This is a genomic window from Streptomyces sp. NPDC001492, assembly GCF_053597275.1.
Window position 1 is genome coordinate 15,597 of record NZ_JBSFHW010000067.1, and the last position, 18,495, is coordinate 34,091.

General features: G+C 70.4%; 22 protein-coding genes. 18 read left to right on the forward strand and 4 right to left on the reverse strand.

Features of this window, described 5'->3' with window-relative positions; translation table 11 throughout:
* Positions 1-10: 10 nt before the first annotated feature.
* From sufD to ACWC1K_RS46330, 6 genes are read left to right on the forward strand one after another with little or no spacing between them, the layout of a single operon-like run.
* A complete protein-coding gene (gene sufD, locus ACWC1K_RS46305; protein ID WP_450839752.1) occupies positions 11-1,192 on the forward strand; it encodes a Fe-S cluster assembly protein SufD in 1,182 nt (393 codons plus the stop codon).
* Positions 1,192-1,512, forward strand: a complete 321-nt coding sequence (locus tag ACWC1K_RS46310; protein ID WP_058926031.1) for a non-heme iron oxygenase ferredoxin subunit — start codon at positions 1,192-1,194, stop codon at positions 1,510-1,512. The genes sufD and ACWC1K_RS46310 overlap by 1 nt, the downstream gene beginning before the upstream one ends.
* A 7-nt stretch (positions 1,513-1,519) precedes the next feature.
* Entirely contained in the window at positions 1,520-2,284 is a 765-nt protein-coding gene (sufC, locus tag ACWC1K_RS46315) for a Fe-S cluster assembly ATPase SufC (protein ID WP_030933405.1), read from the forward strand.
* A complete protein-coding gene (locus tag ACWC1K_RS46320; RefSeq protein ID WP_450839754.1) occupies positions 2,281-3,537 on the forward strand; it encodes a cysteine desulfurase in 1,257 nt (418 codons plus the stop codon). Before sufC ends, ACWC1K_RS46320 begins: the two co-directional genes overlap by 4 nt.
* Positions 3,538-3,555: 18 nt before the next feature.
* Positions 3,556-4,023 (forward strand): Fe-S cluster assembly sulfur transfer protein SufU, encoded by a 468-nt coding sequence (sufU, locus tag ACWC1K_RS46325; RefSeq protein WP_450839756.1) that lies wholly within the window; start codon positions 3,556-3,558, stop codon positions 4,021-4,023.
* Entirely contained in the window at positions 4,020-4,352 is a 333-nt protein-coding gene (locus ACWC1K_RS46330; RefSeq protein ID WP_037708299.1) for a metal-sulfur cluster assembly factor, read from the forward strand. Before sufU ends, ACWC1K_RS46330 begins: the two co-directional genes overlap by 4 nt.
* A 633-nt stretch (positions 4,353-4,985) precedes the next feature.
* Here ACWC1K_RS46330 and ACWC1K_RS46335 read toward each other — a convergent pair.
* Positions 4,986-5,816, reverse strand: coding sequence for an AbfB domain-containing protein (locus ACWC1K_RS46335; protein WP_450839757.1), 831 nt, complete (start codon positions 5,814-5,816; stop codon positions 4,986-4,988).
* A gap of 224 nt (positions 5,817-6,040) precedes the next feature.
* Here ACWC1K_RS46335 and ACWC1K_RS46340 point away from each other — a divergent pair, with 224 nt between their 5' ends.
* From ACWC1K_RS46340 to dapD, 3 genes are all read left to right on the forward strand, one after another.
* Entirely contained in the window at positions 6,041-6,361 is a 321-nt protein-coding gene (locus ACWC1K_RS46340; protein WP_450839758.1) for a DMT family transporter, read from the forward strand.
* The gene (locus ACWC1K_RS46345) at positions 6,361-6,897 is read left to right on the forward strand and encodes a TetR/AcrR family transcriptional regulator (protein WP_450839760.1); all 537 of its coding nucleotides are present in this window, start codon (positions 6,361-6,363) and stop codon (positions 6,895-6,897) included. The genes ACWC1K_RS46340 and ACWC1K_RS46345 overlap by 1 nt, the downstream gene beginning before the upstream one ends.
* 204 nt (positions 6,898-7,101) lie before the next feature.
* Complete coding sequence (gene dapD, locus ACWC1K_RS46350; protein WP_450839762.1) at positions 7,102-8,091, forward strand: 2,3,4,5-tetrahydropyridine-2,6-dicarboxylate N-succinyltransferase; 990 nt, start codon at positions 7,102-7,104, stop codon at positions 8,089-8,091.
* A 51-nt stretch (positions 8,092-8,142) separates the two neighbouring features.
* On the opposite strand, the gene ACWC1K_RS46355 is transcribed toward dapD, so the two are convergent.
* Entirely contained in the window at positions 8,143-8,646 is a 504-nt protein-coding gene (locus ACWC1K_RS46355; protein ID WP_450839763.1) for a hypothetical protein, read from the reverse strand.
* A gap of 116 nt (positions 8,647-8,762) precedes the next feature.
* On the opposite strand from ACWC1K_RS46355, the gene ACWC1K_RS46360 reads away from it, so the two are divergent.
* Both ACWC1K_RS46360 and ACWC1K_RS46365 read left to right on the forward strand, forming a co-directional pair.
* The gene (locus ACWC1K_RS46360; protein WP_450839764.1) at positions 8,763-9,332 is read left to right on the forward strand and encodes a SigE family RNA polymerase sigma factor; all 570 of its coding nucleotides are present in this window, start codon (positions 8,763-8,765) and stop codon (positions 9,330-9,332) included.
* Complete coding sequence (locus tag ACWC1K_RS46365) at positions 9,329-10,549, forward strand: WD40 repeat domain-containing protein (RefSeq protein WP_450839766.1); 1,221 nt, start codon at positions 9,329-9,331, stop codon at positions 10,547-10,549. Before ACWC1K_RS46360 ends, ACWC1K_RS46365 begins: the two co-directional genes overlap by 4 nt.
* Here the strand turns inward: ACWC1K_RS46365 and dapA are convergent, their stop codons facing one another.
* Positions 10,550-11,446, reverse strand: a complete 897-nt coding sequence (gene dapA / locus ACWC1K_RS46370) for a 4-hydroxy-tetrahydrodipicolinate synthase (RefSeq protein WP_450839768.1) — start codon at positions 11,444-11,446, stop codon at positions 10,550-10,552.
* A 177-nt stretch (positions 11,447-11,623) separates the two neighbouring features.
* Here dapA and ACWC1K_RS46375 point away from each other — a divergent pair, with 177 nt between their 5' ends.
* From ACWC1K_RS46375 to ACWC1K_RS46400, 6 genes are all read left to right on the forward strand, one after another.
* Complete coding sequence (locus tag ACWC1K_RS46375) at positions 11,624-11,758, forward strand: hypothetical protein (protein WP_351469211.1); 135 nt, start codon at positions 11,624-11,626, stop codon at positions 11,756-11,758.
* The gene (locus ACWC1K_RS46380) at positions 11,755-12,438 is read left to right on the forward strand and encodes a hypothetical protein (RefSeq protein ID WP_450839770.1); all 684 of its coding nucleotides are present in this window, start codon (positions 11,755-11,757) and stop codon (positions 12,436-12,438) included. The genes ACWC1K_RS46375 and ACWC1K_RS46380 overlap by 4 nt, the downstream gene beginning before the upstream one ends.
* Before the next feature lie 73 nt (positions 12,439-12,511).
* Entirely contained in the window at positions 12,512-12,931 is a 420-nt protein-coding gene (locus tag ACWC1K_RS46385; protein WP_450839772.1) for a phage holin family protein, read from the forward strand.
* The gene (locus ACWC1K_RS46390) at positions 12,928-13,452 is read left to right on the forward strand and encodes a DUF3618 domain-containing protein (RefSeq protein WP_450839774.1); all 525 of its coding nucleotides are present in this window, start codon (positions 12,928-12,930) and stop codon (positions 13,450-13,452) included. Before ACWC1K_RS46385 ends, ACWC1K_RS46390 begins: the two co-directional genes overlap by 4 nt.
* Before the next feature lie 92 nt (positions 13,453-13,544).
* The gene (locus ACWC1K_RS46395) at positions 13,545-14,141 is read left to right on the forward strand and encodes an ArsR/SmtB family transcription factor (RefSeq protein WP_450839775.1); all 597 of its coding nucleotides are present in this window, start codon (positions 13,545-13,547) and stop codon (positions 14,139-14,141) included.
* A 13-nt stretch (positions 14,142-14,154) separates the two neighbouring features.
* Positions 14,155-14,889: an SRPBCC family protein gene (locus ACWC1K_RS46400; RefSeq protein ID WP_450839777.1), complete on the forward strand. Its 735-nt coding sequence runs from the start codon at positions 14,155-14,157 to the stop codon at positions 14,887-14,889.
* A gap of 15 nt (positions 14,890-14,904) precedes the next feature.
* On the opposite strand, the gene ACWC1K_RS46405 is transcribed toward ACWC1K_RS46400, so the two are convergent.
* Entirely contained in the window at positions 14,905-16,731 is a 1,827-nt protein-coding gene (locus ACWC1K_RS46405; protein ID WP_450839779.1) for an endonuclease/exonuclease/phosphatase family protein, read from the reverse strand.
* Positions 16,732-17,009: 278 nt separating this feature from the next.
* On the opposite strand from ACWC1K_RS46405, the gene ACWC1K_RS46410 reads away from it, so the two are divergent.
* Positions 17,010-18,473: a hypothetical protein gene (locus ACWC1K_RS46410; protein ID WP_450839781.1), complete on the forward strand. Its 1,464-nt coding sequence runs from the start codon at positions 17,010-17,012 to the stop codon at positions 18,471-18,473.
* Positions 18,474-18,495 lie beyond the last annotated feature (22 nt).

The following is an 18,495-nucleotide window of genomic DNA, read 5'->3' on the forward strand; positions in this document are numbered from 1 at the left end:
ACCGACAGCCATGGCTGAGGCTCAGAACATCCCGGTGGGGTCCACCACCGCCGGCCAGATCGCGGTGGCCGCCGAGTCGACCGTCGCCACGCGCATGAGCGCGCCCCCGTCCTTCGACGTGGCGGACTTCCCGGTCCCGCACGGACGCGAGGAGGAGTGGCGGTTCACCCCGCTGGAGCGCCTGCGCGGGCTGCACGACGGCACCGCCGTCGCGACCGGCGAGGGCGTGAAGGTCGAGGTCGAGGCCCCCGAGGGCGTCACCGTCGAACTCGTGGACCGTGACGACCCGCGCCTCGGCAAGGCCGGCACCCCGGTGGACCGCATCGCCGCCCAGGCGTACTCGGCGTTCGAGAAGGCCGGCGTGGTCACCGTCCCCAAGGAGACGGTGCTCACCGAGCCGATCCGCGTCGCCGTGCACGGCGAGGGCGGGGTCGCCTACGGCCACCAGGTCGTGGAGCTCGGAGCCTTCGCCGAGGCCGTCGTCGTCATCGACCACACCGGTGACGCCGTGCTCGCCGCCAACGTCGACTACATCCTGGGCGACGGCGCCAAGCTGACCGTCGTCTCCGTCCAGGACTGGGACGACAAGGCCGTGCACGTGGCCCAGCACAACGCCCTCGTCGGGCGCGACGCCAGCTTCAAGTCGGTCGTGGTGACCTTCGGCGGCGACCTCGTACGGCTGCACCCGCGCGTCACCTACGCCGGTCCCGGCGGCGAGGCCGAGCTGCTCGGGCTGTACTTCACGGACGCCGGCCAGCACCAGGAGCACCGCCTCCTGGTCGACCACAACGTCCCGCACTGCAAGTCGAACGTCGTCTACAAGGGCGCGCTGCAGGGCGAGTCCGCCCACGCGGTGTGGATCGGCGACGTCCTCATCGAGGCCAAGGCCGAGGGCACCGACACGTACGAGATGAACCGGAACCTCGTCCTGACGGACGGCGCCCGGGTCGACTCCGTGCCGAACCTGGAGATCGAGACCGGCGAGATCGTCGGCGCGGGGCACGCGAGTGCCACCGGCCGCTTCGACGACGAGCAGCTCTTCTACCTGATGGCCCGCGGCATCCCGGCCGACGAGGCCCGTCGCCTGGTGGTCCGCGGCTTCTTCGCCGAGCTGGTCCAGCAGATCGGCGTCGACGACATCGAGGCGCGCCTGCTGGAGAAGATCGACGAGGAGCTGGAGGCGTCGGTCTGATGTCAGCGTTCGTACGCGCCTGTGGGCTGAGCGAGCTGGAGGAGGACACCCCGAAGCGGGTGGAACTCGACGGCACGCCGGTCTCGGTCGTCAAGACCGAGGGCGAGGTGTTCGCGATCCACGACATCTGCTCGCACGCGAACGTCTCCCTCTCCGAGGGCGAGGTGGAGGACTGCCAGATCGAGTGCTGGCTGCACGGCTCCAGCTTCGACCTGCGCACCGGCAAGCCGTCCGGCCTCCCCGCGACGCGCCCCGTCCCCGTATACCCCGTAAAGATCGAAGGGGACGACGTTCTCGTCTCCCTCAACCAGGAGTCCTGAGGCACCCATGGCAACGCTTGAAATCCGCGACCTGCACGTCACCGTCGAGGCCGACAACGCCACGAAGGAGATCCTCAAGGGCGTCGACCTGACCGTGAAGCAGGGCGAGACGCACGCCATCATGGGCCCCAACGGCTCCGGCAAGTCGACCCTCGCCTACTCCCTCGCGGGCCACCCGAAGTACACGATCACCGGCGGCACCGTCACCCTCGACGGCGAGGACGTCCTGGAGATGTCCGTCGACGAGCGCGCGCGGGCGGGCCTGTTCCTGGCGATGCAGTACCCGGTCGAGGTTCCCGGTGTGTCCGTGTCGAACTTCCTCCGTACCTCCGCCACCGCGATCCGCGGCGAGGCCCCCAAGCTGCGCACCTGGGTGAAGGAGGTCAAGGAGACCATGGAGCGCCTCTCCATGGACCCCTCCTTCGCCGAGCGCAACGTCAACGAGGGCTTCTCCGGCGGTGAGAAGAAGCGCCACGAGATCCTTCAGCTCGAACTGCTCAAGCCGAAGATCGCGATCCTCGACGAGACCGACTCCGGCCTCGACGTCGACGCCCTTCGTGTCGTCTCCGAGGGCGTCAACCGCGTCCGCGAGACCGGCGAGGTCGGCACCCTGCTGATCACGCACTACACGCGCATCCTGCGCTACATCAAGCCCGACCACGTCCACGTCTTCTCCGGCGGTCGCATCGTCGAGTCCGGCGGCGCCGAGCTCGCCGACAAGCTGGAGGACGAGGGCTACGAGGCGTACACGAAGGGTGGCGCATCCGCGTGACGACACTGCCGGGCCTCCTCGACACCGAGGCGATCCGCAAGGACTTCCCCATCCTGGACCGCCAGGTCCACGACGGGCAGAAGCTCGTGTACCTGGACAACGCGGCGACCTCGCAGAAGCCGCGCCAGGTGCTGGACGCCCTGAACGAGTACTACGAGCGCTACAACGCCAACGTCCACCGCGGTGTGCATGTGCTCGCCGAGGAGGCCACGGCGCTGTACGAGGGCGCGCGGGACAAGGTCGCGTCGTTCATCAACGCGCCCAGCCGCGACGAGGTGATCTTCACCAAGAACGCCTCCGAGTCGCTCAACCTCGTCGCGAACATGCTGGGCTGGGCCGACGAGCCCTACCGCGTGGACCACGAGACCGAGATCGTCATCACGGAGATGGAGCACCACTCCAACATCGTGCCGTGGCAGCTGCTCTCGCAGCGCACGGGCGCGAAGCTGAAGTGGTTCGGCCTCACCGACGACGGCCGTCTCGACCTCTCCAACATCGACGAGATCATCACCGAGAAGACGAAGATCGTCTCCTTTGTGCTGGTGTCGAACATCCTCGGCACGGTCAACCCGGTCGAGGCGATAGTCCGCCGGGCCCAGGAGGTCGGTGCGCTGGTCTGCATCGACGCCTCGCAGGCCGCCCCGCACATGCCGCTGGACGTGCAGTCGCTGCAGGCCGACTTCGTGGCCTTCACCGGCCACAAGATGTGCGGCCCGACCGGCATCGGCGTCCTGTGGGGCCGGCAGGAACTGCTGGAGGACCTGCCCCCGTTCCTCGGTGGCGGCGAGATGATCGAGACCGTGTCGATGCACTCGTCGACCTACGCCCCGGCGCCCCACAAGTTCGAGGCGGGCACGCCCCCGATCGCCCAGGCGGTCGGTCTCGGAGCGGCCATCGACTACCTCCAGTCGATCGGCATGGACAAGATCCTGGCCCACGAGCACGCCCTCACCGAGTACGCGGTGAAGCGGCTGAGCGAGGTCCCGGACCTGCGGATCATCGGCCCGACCACGGCCGAGGACCGCGGCGCGGCGATCTCCTTCACGCTCGGCGACATCCACCCGCACGACGTGGGCCAGGTCCTCGACGAGCAGGGCATCGCGGTCCGCGTCGGCCATCACTGCGCGCGGCCCGTCTGCCTCCGCTACGGAATTCCTGCGACCACGCGAGCGTCGTTCTATCTGTACTCCACGCCGGCCGAGATCGACGCACTGGTCGAGGGGCTGGAGCACGTACGGAACTTCTTCGGCTGAAGGGCGTGAGCTGAGACCGTGAAGCTGGACTCGATGTACCAGGAAGTCATCCTGGACCACTACAAGCACCCGCACGGGCGTGGTCTTCGGGATGGCGACGCCGAGGTGCACCACGTGAACCCGACGTGCGGCGACGAGATCACCCTGCGCGTGAAGTACGACGGCACGAAGATCGAGGACGTCTCCTACGAGGGCCAGGGCTGCTCGATCAGCCAGGCCTCGGCCTCCGTCCTGAACGAGCTGCTGGTCGGCAAGGACCTGGCGGACGCCCAGAAGATCCAGGAGACCTTCCTGGAGCTGATGCAGTCCAAGGGCCGGATCGAACCGGACGACGCGATGGAGGAGGTGCTGGAGGACGCGGTCGCGTTCTCCGGTGTCTCCAAGTACCCGGCCCGGGTCAAGTGCGCCCTCCTCAGCTGGATGGCGTGGAAGGACGCGACGGCCCAGGCCCTGGGCGGAGCCGACGCCGAAAGGAAGACGGCATGAGCGAGACCGTTGAGATGAAGCCGGCCTCGGAGGAGGAGATCCGCGAGGCGCTGTACGACGTCGTCGACCCCGAGCTGGGCATCGACGTCGTCAACCTCGGCCTGATCTACGGCATCCACATCGACGACGCGAACATCGCGACGCTCGACATGACGCTGACGTCGGCGGCCTGCCCGCTGACGGACGTCATCGAGGACCAGGCCAAGTCCGCCACGGACGGCCTCGTCAGCGAGCTGCGCATCAACTGGGTGTGGATGCCGCCGTGGGGCCCCGACAAGATCACGGACGACGGTCGGGAGCAGCTGCGGGCGCTGGGGTTCAACGTCTGAGCGACCCGACTGACCCCGTCGAGGCCCCCGGAGACATTCCGGGGGCCTCGATCCGTTCAGCGGCGCAGCGCCCGGGCGAGTCCAGCCACACGACGCACTGCCGGCCCCGGTGTGACAGAGCCCGGGCATGTTCGACGTACCGGTCCAGCGCGCCCTCCTGGCGTGGAGCCAGCAGCTCCAGGTCGGGTAGCACGCGAGACATCGACATACGGGGCCAGGGGGCCGTGCTCGGCTGACTTACGGGCCTGACGCATGCCCAGCAGGACCGGGTCGGCGTTTCGCACACGGGTGCCGCTTGCCGGCCCGGGCGTGGCCGACGCCGAGGACGGCGCCGGCTGTCCCGCTGCATCGTCGCAGACGGCCCGCCATCGGCGACGATCGAGACGTGCTGCCGGAAGATCGGACAACTCGCCGACGACGCTCAGCAGAGTCTCCAGTGCGGCCCCGTTCTGAGGACGGCTCTGACCGGTCTGCCAACTGCTCAGGGTCGTCCTGGTAAGACGTATCCGGCGAGACCTGCGGGACGCGTCGTCCACGCGCTCCAGCGTGAGACGGGAGTCGGTGATGAGGCTCCGCACCGCAGCACCGAACTCCGGGTACCTGACGTCCCTTGACACGCGCCCCCCGACGACCTCAGCTCAGTCCTTCCACCAACCGGAACGCCGAGTCTGCCAAATAGAGCGAGCTGTTCTGGAAGGAATCCAGCTCCAGCTGGAAGTTCCGGTGCCGCAGGAACCGCCCCGGATAGTTCGCCGACTCCAGCATCACCGCGTCCGAGTACGCCGACGGCCGCGGGCAGAAGGTGGCGTCCTGCCCGAAGAGGTAGGAGCCGTCGTTCGGTTCGTCGCGGAGCAGGAAGTTGCGGTGGCGCAGGTACTTGCCGTCGTGCGTGACGAACGAATAGCAAGCGCTGTCCGCCAGCCCTTTGACGACCTTGAAGGTGGAGTCCTGGCGGGACTGCGAACTGGCCGGCGGGTCGAGCCTCACGTAGTCGCCGCTCACATGCCAGTAGCGGTCGGGGTAGTTCACCGACTGCACGGACCGGTGGGTGGCCGACGGTTTCGGATGGCTCGGCGAACTCGCGTGCGGTTCGGGCGCCTTGGAGGGCTTGCTGCCGCCGGCGGCCGAGTCGTGCGGACCGGGCGAGGGGGACGTGCTGGTCCGCGCGGACGACGGGCCGCTCCTGCCGGCGCGTGTCGTGACGCCGTTCTTGGACGGGGTGGCGAAGGAGATCAGGCCGGGCGGCGTCTCGGCGACGGTCGACGACGGGATCCCGGACGCCTGTGACGGGCGGTCGGAGTCCCTGTCCATCACGGTTATCGCCGTGGCGCACGCGACGATCGTCGACAGCGCCAGTGCGCCGGCCAGCCAGAGTCTTCGGGTTCCCGGGGCTCGGGAGGTGTCAGGGACCCAGCCGTTCTCCCAGGGCTGGTTCCGGGGCGGCTCGGGGGTGGTTTCTGGCATGCGCAGTTCCTCCAGCGGCGCCCGAGGCGGCGGCCGGGGATGAGGTGAAGGTGACGTAAGTGAGCGGTGAAACCTTAGTGGAGCGGAGAGATCGCGGGGAGTCGTTTAAGTGAGCGATTTCCATGAAAGTTGAACCTCCTCATCCGGAATGCAGGGCTACGCATCCTCCCGCACCGGCGTGCTGTTGCGTACGGTCGTACACATCATTGTGTACACTCGTACACATGGCATTCCTGATGCTCCTCGCGGCCATCGCCGCCGAGGTGGGCGGCACCACCGCCATGAAGTTCAGCCACGGCTTCAGCCGGCTGTGGCCCTCCGTGCTCACGGTCGTGGGCTACGGCATCTCCTTCGCGCTGCTCGCCCAGACCCTCAAGACCATGTCGGTCGGCACGGCCTACGCGATCTGGTCCGGCCTCGGCACCGCTGCGATCGTGGCGATCGGGATGCTCTTCCTCGGCGAGGGGATGACCGTCCCCAAGGCTGTCGGGATCGCGCTGATCATCGTGGGGGTCGTGGTGCTCAACCTCGGAGGCGCGCACTGATGCCCCGGCGCTACGACCCCGACCGACGGCAGCGGATCATCGACGCGGCGATCCGCGTGGTGGGCGAGAAGGGCCTGGCCGGGCTGAGCCACCGCTCGGTCGCCGCCGAGGCGGACGTCCCGCTCGGTTCGACGACGTACCACTTCAAGACCCTCGACGAGCTGATGGTCGCCGCGCTGCGACAGGCGAACGAGGGCTTCGTCAAGGTGGTCGTCTCGCGCGGCGGCCTGGAGGACGCCGGCGCCGATCTGGCCACCGAACTCGCGGGCCTGATGGGCGAATGGCTCGCCGGCGACCGCACCGGCGTCGAGCTGGAGTGCGAGCTCTACCTGGCCGCCCTGCGCCGGCCCGCCCTGCGCCCGATTGCGGCCGAGTGGGCCGCGGACCTCGCCGACCGCCTCGCCCGCCGCACCGACCCGCTCACGGCGCGGGCGCTGGTCGCGTTGCTCGACGGGATCTGCCTGCAGGTGCTGCTCACCGGGATGCCGTACGACGAGGAGTACGCGCGTGAGGTGCTGGCGCGGGTCATTCCCTGACCCCGGTCCCGGGCCGGGCGGTGCTTCCCTCGCGCCGTCTTGTGAGCGGACCACCGTCTTTGCGGCCGACGACTCCCCCACGCTCGAAGGCGCACGGGGGAGAGCGGGGGGCCCGCGCGGTGCCCACCGGACGTGCCGCCCGGTACCTGAGACGCACCCGCCACTGGTTGGCCTGCGCGGGCCCCGGCCGGTTAGGTTGCCCTCATGACCGACACGACTGCTCCTCGCACCACCGGCGCCGTGGCCGCCGGCCTCGCCACGATCGCCGCCGACGGCACTGTTCTGGACACCTGGTTCCCCGCGCCCGTGCTCGCCGAAGAGCCCGGCCCGTCCGGCACCGAGCGGCTGTCCGCGGAGAAGGCCGTGGAGCTGCTCGGCGAGGGCGCGGCGAAGGCGATCGGTCCGGACGCGCGCCGGGGCGTCGAGGTGGTCGCGGTCCGCACGGTCATCGCCTCGCTCGACGAGAAGCCCATCGACACGCACGACGCCTACCTGCGGCTGCACCTGCTCTCGCACCGCCTGGTCCAGCCGCACGGCCAGAGCCTCGACGGCATCTTCGGCCTCCTCCCGAACGTCGCCTGGACCTCGCTCGGCCCGGTCGCCGTCGACGAGATCGAGAAGGTGCGGCTCAACGCGCGCGCCGAGGGCCTGCACCTCCAGGTGACCTCGGTCGACAAGTTCCCGCGCATGACGGACTACGTCGCCCCCAAGGGCGTCCGCATCGCCGACGCCGACCGGGTGCGGCTCGGTGCGCACCTCGCCGCGGGCACCACCGTGATGCACGAGGGCTTCGTCAACTTCAACGCCGGCACGCTCGGCACGTCGATGGTCGAGGGCCGCATCTCCGCGGGTGTCGTGATCGGCGACGGCTCCGACATCGGCGGCGGCGCCTCCACCATGGGCACGCTCTCCGGCGGCGGCAACGTCCGCATCACCATCGGCGAGCGCTGCCTGATCGGCGCCGAGGCGGGCGTCGGCATCGCGCTCGGCGACGAGTGTGTCGTCGAGGCCGGGCTGTACGTCACCGCGGGCACCCGTGTGACCATGCCCGACGGGCAGATCGTCAAGGCCCGCGAGCTCTCCGGCGCCTCCAACATCCTCTTCCGCCGCAACTCGGTCACCGGCACGGTCGAGGCCCGCCCGAACAACGCGGTCTGGGGCGGTCTGAACGAGATCCTGCACAGCCACAACTGAGCGGTACGACAGCTCGGGCGCCCTTCCACCGGCGGGCGGGAGGGCGCTTCGTCATGTCCGCAGCGCCGCCGCGAACTCCGCGAGTGCCGTGAAGTCGTCCTCCCGCAGGCCGAGCCGCGGGTTGACGTGGTGCAGGAGGGCGGGGCCCGGATGGTGGGCGCGCACGTACTCCTCGTCCGCCTGGCTCTGCTCGTCGTCCACCCAGGCGAACGGGCGGCCCTCGGCGTACGCCACGATCGCCTCCGTCTTCCAGTGCACCCCGTCGGGCCGGAGTGCGAACAGGCCCGCGCCGAAGTCGACGTACGGCAGCTCGGGCAGGCCGATGACCGGGGCGATCCAGCGGTTGGCGGCGTCCATCCAGGTCGTGGCCCAGCAGAGGTCGTAGTCCAGGGAGAGGAGCGCCGGGCCGTGGGACGGGTTCAGCCAGACCCGCAGGGGCCGGCCAGGATGCAGGGCCACCCGGATCGTCGTACAGCCCTCGGGGCGTCGTTCCGGCTGTGCGGCCCACGGGTTGAGCGGGCCGTCGACGTCGAGGAACAGCAGGGGGCGGCTCACAACAACAACGTACGGAAAATTTCTTCGTCCGGCAGGCATAGCGGCGGACGGCGAGACGCGTCACAAGGGACACAGGGGCGGGCACAGAGGCAGCCGCCGGGGAAGAGAAGGTGACGATGGATGCCGAAGGGCTGGACAGCTTCCGCGCGTTCGTGGACAGCAGGTCGTCGGCTCTGCTGAAGACGGCCGTGCTGCTCTGCGGGGGAGATCAGCACGCCGGCGAGGACCTGCTGCAGAACGCGCTCGTCAAGGCGGCGGGGAAATGGCAGCGGATCGACGAGCCCGAAGCGTACGTACGCCGGATCCTGTACCGCCAGCAGGTCAGCCGCTGGCGGCTGAAGTGGCGCAGACGGGAGGTCAGCGTCGCCGAACCGCCCGAAGGGGACGGGCAGTCGACGCACTCGGGTGACACGGCCGCCGCGGCCGAACTGCGCGTCGTGATGCGGGAGGCGCTCGCCCGGCTCACCGCCCGTCAGCGCACCGTACTGGTGCTGCGCTACTTCGAGGACCTGCCGGAGGCCGATGTGGCCCGCCTGCTGGGCTGCTCCGTCGGCACCGTACGGTCCACCACCCACCGCTCCCTCGCCCGACTGCGCGCCTTGTCGCCGGAGCTCGCCGCCCTCGGCCCGGCGGACGCCGAACAGCCGCCGTCCCGTGACTACTCGCCCGTGGAGGTGCGTCCGTGAACGTCGACGAACTCGTGCGCGACGCCCTGCGTGAGCAGGCCGCCGGACAGCACCCGGCAGCAGCGGGGTTCGCCGACCGTGTCCTGGCCGTCCGACGGCGCCGCCGTACCCGCAGGATCACGGCCGCCGCCCTGGCCACCGCGGCCGTGGTCGCCGTCGGGGTGGCGGTTCCGCTGCTGGACTCCGGCAAGAAGGACGTACGGCCCTCGGACGTCGTGGAACAGAACAGGACCAGGGCCCACCCCGACCAGTCGCCCCCGCGCGATCTGATCTCGGCCGGGGGGACGTCCCTGGCCGCGTACTACATCACGCAGACCGTCAGGCAGACCAAGGACACCGCCGTCAACCGGCGGACCTACTACCTGCTGAACCCGAAGACCGGCAGGTACGAGAAGGCCCCCGAGTGGTCCTGGGTCGCCGTCGCGCCGGGCCTGAAGACCGCCGCCGTCCTGGAGCAGGACCTGCCCGCCTCGCGCATCGGCCTGCTCGACCTGGCATCCGGCGAGGTGAAGCGGTGGATCCAGATCGACCACGGGGCCGGCGGGCTCGCCTTCTCCCGGGACGGCCGGCAGCTCGTGGCGACGACCTACAGCGAGAACCCGGACCTCCAGCCCATCCCCAAGAAGCTGAAGGGGGGCGGCGAAGTGACCGTGGAGACGGGTTCGCACCGCACCGGCTTCTACGTCATCGACGTGGCGTCCGGCAAGGCGCGCTGGAGCCGGGTCGACGCGGGCGGCGGTCGCGGTTTTCCCGGCATGGTCAACTCCCGCCAGGACTTCGCCCTCACCGACGACGGCCGGTACGTCTGGGCCGGTAACCCCGACGGTGAGATCGGCAAGGAGTTCTGGGAGCTCACGGGCAAGAAGGTCTCCGTACCGCCGGGCTACAAGTACCTGGAGTGGTACGTCGACGCCGGGATGTCGCCGAACGGCAAGCTGGTCGCCGGGGACTTCGCCGGCGAGGGGTGGAAGACCGCGTCCTGGATCGTCGACGCCTACACCGGCAAGAAGACCAAGGTGCGCGGACAGCAGCTGCTGGCCTGGGTCGGCAACAACCGGCTCATCGCCTGGGACATCGACAAGGACGTCAGGAACGAGTTCCACAACCGGCTGGTGCTGGTCACCATCGGCAGCAACAAGGAGGTGCCGCTGAGCGGTTTCCGCCAGGGCAACGACGGTGCCGCAGGACGCTGGGAGCCGCTGTTCGCCCAGCCCTGATCAGCCGGCCGTGAGCTCCTCGTAGGCCGCCAGCAGCCCGTCGACCGTCTCGCGGCCGGCGGGCCGCAGCGGGGCACGGACGGTTCCCGCCGGCAGGCCGAGCTCGTTGAGGAGCGCCTTCGTGGTGACGGTGCCGGGCAGACCGGCCGACATCATCAACTCGATGAGCGGTGTGGCGCGTTGCTGGAGGCGGGCGGACACGGGGGTGTCGCCCGCCTCGAACGCGTCGATGACCGCGCGGAGTTGCTCCGGAACCACGTTCGCGACCGTGCTGATGTAGCCCGCGCCGCCCACCGCGTACAGGGCGAGGTTGTGCTCGTCGCAGCCCGCGTAGTACGCCAACTCCGTGCGGGCCAGCACCTTCTGGGCGGCGAGGAAGTCGTAGGAGCAGTCCTTCACCGCCACGATCCGGGGGTGCTCGGCGAGCCGGATCATCGTGTCGGACTCGATGCGGGTTCCGGTGCGGCCCGGGATGTCGTACAGCACGACCGGCAGCCCGGACGCGTCCGCGACCGTTTGGAAGTGCTCCTCCAGCGCGTCCTGCGGGGGCCTGCTGTAGTACGGACTGACCACCAGCACGCCGTCCGCGCCCGCCTTTTCGGCCTCCCGGGCGAGCTCCACGGTGTGCCGGGTGTCGAAGGTGCCCACACCCGCCACGACCGACGCCCGGCCGCCCACCGCCTCCCGCACCGCCTCGACCAGTGCCGCCTTCTCGGCGTCCGTGGTGGTCGGCGACTCGCCCGTCGTACCGGAGAGCACCAGACCCTCGCACCCGCGGGAGACCAGGCGGTCGGCGAGCCGCTGCGCCCCGTCGAGATCGAGCGCGCCCTCCTCGGTGAAGGGGGTGATCATCGCGCAGAGGGCACGGCCGAAGGGGGCGGGGGCGTCAGGTGTCATGTTCTCAGTCTCGGCGGGCCGACAGTGAAGCTCCACTTAATTCTCCTACGAGATATTGCTAAGCGTTGCTGTGGTGCGGCCGGTGAGGCGCCCTGCCCCTCCAGGCCCTATGTCCATTTCGCCCGCCATGGGTCAGCATGGTCGTGACGGTCATCGGCATCGGCCCATGGAGGCGTCATGAAGCTCGGCAAGGCACTGGCCACCGGAGTCGCGGAGGAACAGCCGCAGACCCATGAGGAAGAGCTCGAACTGCCCGAGGAGACCCAGGACGTCGAGGCGTCCGCGCGCGAAGAGGTTCCGGCGGCCCGATGAGACTGCGGCTTCCGGAGGAACGCCCGACGGAGCCGCCGACCGGATACAAGATCGCCCACCCGGTGCTGTCCCAGGACGGCACCCGGGCCGGGTTCACCGGTGTGTCGCTGGGCGGCGCGCTGCCGTACGGAGTCCTGGCCGACGCGTCCTGCGTCTACGGACTGCGCCACCGGGCACCGCACCGCCGCTGCGACTGCGGCTTCCACTGCGTGCACGACCGCGCGGCGGCCGAGGCGCTGCTGTGCACGGCCGAGCACCGGGCGGCCGTCCTGCTGGAGGTCTGGGTCCTCGGCCGCTACATCCGCTTCGAGCGAGGCTTCCGCTACGCCCGTCAGCGGGTGCGGACCGCCACGGTCGGCCCCTGCGTGTGCGGCGCGGTCGCCACCGCCCTGGCCGACGCGGGCTGGGGACGGCCGGGCTGGCGCGCGCTGGCCCCCTCCTGCGCGGGCTGCGTCCGCGGCCGAACATCCGTCTCGCTCGCCTCCTTCGCGCGGCTGGCCGGGGAGGGGCTGCGGGTGGTGGCGGGCAGCGGCGCCGCAGCCGACCTCGCGGTGCCCGAGGGGCTCGGGGTGCCCGAACTCGTCGCCGAGGCAGCCCTGTTGCAGGCCCGCCTCGACTGGTTCCAGACCCAGCTCGGCCGGCTCGGCGAGCGCGGGCCGGGCGGTGACCGGCAGGGGTAGCGGAGGTCGGCAGGGGGTACCCGGAGTTTTCCGAACGGAGGAAGCCGAGAGGAACGCGAGAGGAGGCGACCCCGTGACCGGGACCATGCACCCCCAGCCGGTGCGCGACGGGCACCGCTCGGTGGGCGAGCTCGTCGGACAGGCCACTGAACAGCTTTCCCGGCTCGTACGACAGGAAGTGGCCCTCGCCAAGGAGGAGTTGTCCGCCAAGGGCCGGCGCGCCGGGCGCGGCGGCGGACTGCTCGGCGCCGCGGGCGCGTTCGCCTACGCCGGCCTGCTCGCCCTGGCCGGCACGGGCGTAGCCGCCCTTTCGCTGGTGCTGTCGGTCTGGGCTGCGGCGCTCATCGTGACCGCCGTGCTCTTCGTGATCGCGGCCGTGCTGGCCGTGACCGGTCGCGCCCAGCTGCGCCGCGCCGCACCGCCGACGCCCGAGGAGACCCTCGGCAGCGTCCGGGCCGATGTCGAAGAGATCAAGGAAAGGGCGCACCGATGACGGACAGGACAGGGCCTTCCGGCGCCAAGGGGCCCGATGAGCTGAGGCGGCAGATCGAGCAGACGCGCAGCCAACTCGGCGAAACAGTGGAGGAGTTGGCGGAGAAGATGGATGTGAAGGGACGCGCGCGGGCCCGGGCGGCCGACCTGAAGGACAAGGCCGGCGCCATGACCGTGCAACTGCGCAGCACGGCCGCGCACGCCGGCCATGCGGTCCAGGACCGGGCCGCGCAGACCGGCCACAAGGTGCACGACAAGGCCGCGCAGACCGGCCACACGGTGCACGACAGGGCCACGCGGGCAGGACATCAGGTGCACGACAGGGCCACGCAGGCGGGCCACCAGGTGCAGGACAGGGCCACCCGGACCGGACACACGCTGGAGCACCGGGCGGAACACGACATGCCCTGGCCCGCCGGCCCCGTCGTCAGGGCGGCGGTACGGCATCCGCGGCCCGCGCTGGCCATCGGAGCGGCGCTGGTCTTTGTCGTGGTGGTGGGCTGGAGGTACCCCAAGCGGTAACAGGACCACCGTCCTGCCACGTGCCCTGACACCGTCCCACCGAAAATCTCAGTCTTCTGGACAAAAAAAGTTTTCGGTGGGACGGTGGACGCATGCTGGACGTGACCGTCATCGAGGACCCCGAGGCCGCCGCCGTCTCCCTGGACCCCGTCAGGGCCAGGCTGCTCGCCGAGCTCGCGGCCGGACCCGCGTCGGCGGCGATGCTGGCCGGCCGCATCGGCCTGCCGCGGCAGAAGGTGAACTACCACCTCAAGGCGCTGGAGCGGCACGGCCTGGTCGAGCTGGCCGGGGAGCGCCGCAAGGGCAATGTCACCGAGCGGCTGATGCAGGCCACCGCGGCCTCGTACGTCATCTCGCCGCTCGCGCTCGCCGCCGTACAGCCGGACCCGGACCGTTTCCGGGACCAGCTGTCCGCGCGGTGGCTGCTGGCGCTCGGTGCCCGGCTCGTGCGGGACGTCGGCTCGCTCATCACCGGTGCCGCGAAGGCCCGCAAACGGCTGGCCACGTATGCGCTCGACGGTGAGGTGCGCTTCGCCTCCGCCGCCGAACGAGCCGCGTTCGTCCAGGAGTTGACGGCGGGCGTCACCACGTTGATCCGCAAGTACGACGCGCCGGACGCCGAGGGCGGGCGCGACCACCGGATCGTCGTGGCCGTCCATCCCACCCTCAAGGCAACCGAGCAGGACTAGGCAGGAGCCCACGATGTCAAAGGAATTCGAGATCGCGCGCGAGTTCGAGGTCGACGCCACTCCGGAGGAGGTGTGGGAGGCGATCACCACCGGCACCGGGGGGTACCTGTGGCCGATGGAGCCGCCCGAGCCCCGGGTCGGCGGCAAGGGGCCCTTCGGGTCCGAGGTCACCGCCTGGGACCCGCCACACCGCTACAGCAACCGCGTCGGGGACGTCGAGGGCATCTCCGAGCAGACCCTCAACCAGCTCGACTACACGATCGAGCCCCGCGACGAGGGGCGCCGGGCCTGGGTGCGGTACGTGCACAGCGGCATCTTCGTCGACGACTGGGACAACCAGTACGACGGCGCCGCCAAGCACACCGACTTCTATCTGCACACCCTGCGCGAGTACCTGGTCCACTTCGCGCCCAGGCCGGCCGCCTTCGCCACCTTCGACGGGCCCGAGGCCTCGAAGGGCGCCGACGCCCTCGCCGTCGTCGGGCGGGCGCTCGGTGTCGGCGAGGACGTGACCGCCGGCACCCGGGTGACGGTCCGGGGGCCCGACGAGTTCGACGCCGTGGTCGACTTCCGCAACCCGTACTTCATCGGGCTGCGCACGGACCGCGGCCTCACCCGCTTCTTCGGGCGCAACCACTGGGGCCACCGGGTCGGCATCTCCCTGCACGACTTCACCCCGGGTGCCGACATCAAGGAGTGCGAGGCCGCCTGGCAGGACTGGCTGAACGGCGTGTTCAGCCAGTCCTGAGCGGGGCCGGGTCCGTTACGGGCGGAAGCGCAGCACCTGCGGGTCGTGGTCGCTGATCTGGTCGTTGAACTCCGAGTTGACGTGCACGCTGTCGTACGCGAAGTCACAGGACCGCCGGATCGACGGGCTGACCAGGATCTGGTCCAGGACCTGCTGGTTGCCCTGGTAGTCATAGGTGTAACGCTCGCTCTTCGGCAGCGACTTGATCGCCGACCAGAGCTCGCCGTCACCCTCCAGGATCTTGGCGGTGTCGGAGAACTCGAAGTCGTTCATGTCGCCGAGCGCGATGACGTCCGCGTTCTTCTGGGCGTCCAGGATGCTCTTGACGAACGCGTTGACCAGCATCGCCTGCGCGTGGCGCTGGGTCTCCGAGCTGCGTGTCGGGGGCTGGTACTGCGAGGTCAGCCCCTGGTCGCCGCCCTTGGAGTTCAGGTGGTTGGCGATCACGAAGACCGTGCGGCCGCGGAAGGTGAACTCGCCGGCCAGCGGCTTGCGGCTGGACTTCCAGGCCTCGTTCGCCGGGTCGATACGGCCGGGGGAGGCCGTCAGCTGCGCCTTGCCGTGCACCTTGGTGACGTCCACCGCGGTGGTGGAGTCGCCGCCCGCACGGTCGACGAAGGACACCCGCTCCGGGTTGAACAGGAACACCTGGCGGATGTTGCCGCCGGGCTCGCCGCCGTCCTGGTCGTTGACCGGGTTGATCGAGCGCCAGTCGTACTTGGGGCCGCCGGCCGCGACGATCGCGTCGATCAGCTTGTTCACCGTCTGGCTCGCGTCGACGACGCCGTCGTCCGTCGCGCCGTCGTTGTCCTGGATCTCCTCCAGGGACACGATGTCGGGCGACTGCAGGTTGTTCACGATCGCGGCGGCGTGCGCGTCGAAGGTCTTGTCGGACGGGTCGAGGTTCTCGACGTTGTACGTCGCGACCGCCAGCTCGCCGCGCGACTGCTTCTGCGTCGTCTCGCGCTGCAGACCGCCGCTCTTCAGCGTCCCCAACTGGCTCGCGACCAGGGTGTAGCCGCCGAACTGGTTGAAGTCCAGCGGTCCTGTCGTGGTGCCGGTCAGGGTGTCGCCGACGTTCGCCTTCGGGAAGTCGGCCGTCGCACCCAGCGACTGGATCTGCAGGCGTCCGGTGTTCTGCGACTCGTAGGAGCCGTACAGCGTGCCGCCGCTGGGCGTCCGGTGCTCGTGCGGCTTCACCGTGACCCACAGCTCGGAGTACGGGTCGGTGGCCGTGACCACGCGCGCGTCGGCGACCTGGACGTTCATGCCCTCCAGGGACTCGTAGTAGTCCAGGGCGTACGTCGACGGCTGCAGCGGCAGGCCGTTGATCGAGCCGTTCGCGGCGGTGTCGCCCGCCGGGGTGTAGAGCGCGGGCACCGACTTCGCGTCGATCACCGTCGGGGCCGGGACCGCGTTGCCGGTGGAGACGGTGGTGATCGTCGGCTTGGTGATCTCGGTGACCGACTGGTTGCCGGACGAGGCGCCGCCCGGGACGTACTCGGAGACCGTGCCGGTGACCGTGACGGAGTCGCCGACGGCGGCCTTCGGGGTGGAGCTGGTGAAGACGAACACGCCCTCACTGGTGGCCGGGTTGTCGTCCGGGTTCGGATCCTGGATCCAGAAGCCTCTGGAGGAGCCGTAGGTGCGCACAGCGGTGACAATTCCGGCCACGTCGGTGACCTTCTGGCCCGCGTACGGAGAAATGCGCGTACTGCCCTGGATGTCATGGATGCGCACGGTGTCGGCATGCGCGGGCGAGGTCAGGGCTACGGCGGACGCCGCGGAACAGACGGCGGCGACGGTGAGCGCGGCGAGACGCGCGGAAGACTTGCTCGGCAACGGGATCCCTCCGGGGACATGCGTGGGTGCCGGGACGAGGGTGGTGCGTGGGACGGTCCGAGGCCGCGACCTGTGGGGCGGTGGCGACGCGCGTAGAAAATACAGTGAACATGTGTCCGCTTCGTTTCTACGCGCGTCAATCTCCTGCGTACTCACGCCAGTTGTCAAGGTTTCGGCCATGTACGGACGGGGGCCGGGAGATGAACCGGGCGGCATGGGTGGAAATCCGTCTAGGCTGAGCGTTTGAGTGGTACGACACGCCCGAGGAGATCCAGCCGATGTCAGACAGCTCCCCCCTGCCGCCGGTGCGGCTGCACCCCGAAGCGGAGCTGGCGCGGGACGCGTTGGCCACACCGCTGCTCTCGCGGGCCGCGCGGCTGGCCCGCTGGGCCGGGCCGGACACCCGGATCGACGCCGGGGGCGGGCTCGTCGAGGAACAGCTGCCGGCCGCCGCCGAGCTGCTCGGGCTGAGCGGGGACGACGCGGCGGCCCTCGCGAGCGAGGCCTGGCGGGTCGCCGTGGACACCGGGCTCGTCGAGATCGTCGACTCCGAGGACTCCGAGGACTCCGAGGACGAGGACGGGGGCACCGTCACCGCCGGGCAGGACCTGGCACTGCTCACCCAGGGCTCACCGCACGAGGTGCTGACCGTGTGGCAGGAGGCACTGGAGACGGTGCTCGCCGACGCCAGTGTCCCCGACCTGGACGACCTGGAAGGCGCCCTCGACGAGACCGGCGAGATCGACTTCTCCCGGCTGGAGTGGGACCCCGAGGCGGAGGCCGAGTTCCTCGACGGCGTCCTCGGCAACCTGTACCTGCTCACCGTCAGCGAGGACGGCCCCGGCGACGGACCCGTCCCCCTCCCGGCGCTCGCCGCGTCGATGATCGTGCCCAGCGACATGGGGGAGCCCACCAACGACGTCCTGGAGCAGGTCTCCGACGCGATGATGCGGCTCGACGACCAGTTCCGCATGCTGGAGCCGGTGGGCCTCGTCGAGTACCAGCCCGTCGACGAGGCCCTGATGGCGGAGCCCGACGACACTGCCGCCGAACCCGCCGCCCGGGCCGACGACACCGACGTCTCGCGCTACGGCATGGTGCGGCTGACCCCGCTCGGCCTGTACGGGCTGCGGGCACGGCTGCTGGAAGCCGGGCTCACCGCGCCCGCCGTCGGCGACCTCGTGGACAAGGGCGCCGACGCGCTGCTCGACGGCACCGCCGCCTTCCCCCAGGCCGCCGCGCAGGCCGAGACCGAACAGTGGCTGGCCCGCCGCGAACCCCTCGCCGCCGCGCGGGAGTTGCTGGCGGCGGCCCGCGGTGCGGACGCGGGCGCGCCGCTGCGCCGGCTGCGCTGCCAGCAGGCGCTGTCCCTCGTCGGCGCCGAGGCCGAACCCGCACTGCGCGAAGTCCTCGACGACCCGGAGCTGGGCGGACTCGCCCGGGTCTGGCTGACCGAGCACGGCGCCCCGGACGTGCCGGCCCCGTCCGAGGCGATGATCTTCTGGCTCACCATCGACACCGTCGCCGCCCAGCTGGCCGCCGAGGGCAACTCCGAGGAACTGCGGGCGCTGGTACAGGGCCTGGCCGCCCAGCACGGCGGCTTCTTCGCGGCGGCCTGGCGGGTCGACCACCCCGCCACGGCGGACGTACTGGAGGCCATGGGGCGCCTGCACCCGGACAAGCGGATCGCCAAGGAGGCGCGGAAGGCGGCCTTCAAGGCGCGGTCGCAGCAGGGGGGTTGAGCCAGACCCTCGACGGGCCGTG

What these genes read in the sequence shown, in the direction of transcription:
- sufD (WP_450839752.1), top strand. Translation starts at nt 11, where the DNA reads ATGGCTGAGGCTCAGAACATCCCGGTGGGGTCCACCACCGCCGGCCAG.
- ACWC1K_RS46310 (WP_058926031.1), top strand. Translation starts at nt 1,192, where the DNA reads ATGTCAGCGTTCGTACGCGCCTGTGGGCTGAGCGAGCTGGAGGAGGAC.
- sufC (WP_030933405.1), top strand. Translation starts at nt 1,520, where the DNA reads ATGGCAACGCTTGAAATCCGCGACCTGCACGTCACCGTCGAGGCCGAC.
- ACWC1K_RS46330 (WP_037708299.1), top strand. Translation starts at nt 4,020, where the DNA reads ATGAGCGAGACCGTTGAGATGAAGCCGGCCTCGGAGGAGGAGATCCGC.
- ACWC1K_RS46335 (WP_450839757.1), bottom strand. Translation starts at nt 5,816, where the DNA reads ATGCCAGAAACCACCCCCGAGCCGCCCCGGAACCAGCCCTGGGAGAAC.
- ACWC1K_RS46340 (WP_450839758.1), top strand. Translation starts at nt 6,041, where the DNA reads ATGGCATTCCTGATGCTCCTCGCGGCCATCGCCGCCGAGGTGGGCGGC.
- ACWC1K_RS46345 (WP_450839760.1), top strand. Translation starts at nt 6,361, where the DNA reads ATGCCCCGGCGCTACGACCCCGACCGACGGCAGCGGATCATCGACGCG.
- dapD (WP_450839762.1), top strand. Translation starts at nt 7,102, where the DNA reads ATGACCGACACGACTGCTCCTCGCACCACCGGCGCCGTGGCCGCCGGC.
- ACWC1K_RS46360 (WP_450839764.1), top strand. Translation starts at nt 8,763, where the DNA reads ATGGATGCCGAAGGGCTGGACAGCTTCCGCGCGTTCGTGGACAGCAGG.
- dapA (WP_450839768.1), bottom strand. Translation starts at nt 11,446, where the DNA reads ATGACACCTGACGCCCCCGCCCCCTTCGGCCGTGCCCTCTGCGCGATG.
- ACWC1K_RS46375 (WP_351469211.1), top strand. Translation starts at nt 11,624, where the DNA reads ATGAAGCTCGGCAAGGCACTGGCCACCGGAGTCGCGGAGGAACAGCCG.
- ACWC1K_RS46380 (WP_450839770.1), top strand. Translation starts at nt 11,755, where the DNA reads ATGAGACTGCGGCTTCCGGAGGAACGCCCGACGGAGCCGCCGACCGGA.
- ACWC1K_RS46390 (WP_450839774.1), top strand. Translation starts at nt 12,928, where the DNA reads ATGACGGACAGGACAGGGCCTTCCGGCGCCAAGGGGCCCGATGAGCTG.
- ACWC1K_RS46395 (WP_450839775.1), top strand. Translation starts at nt 13,545, where the DNA reads ATGCTGGACGTGACCGTCATCGAGGACCCCGAGGCCGCCGCCGTCTCC.
- ACWC1K_RS46400 (WP_450839777.1), top strand. Translation starts at nt 14,155, where the DNA reads ATGTCAAAGGAATTCGAGATCGCGCGCGAGTTCGAGGTCGACGCCACT.
- ACWC1K_RS46410 (WP_450839781.1), top strand. Translation starts at nt 17,010, where the DNA reads ATGTCAGACAGCTCCCCCCTGCCGCCGGTGCGGCTGCACCCCGAAGCG.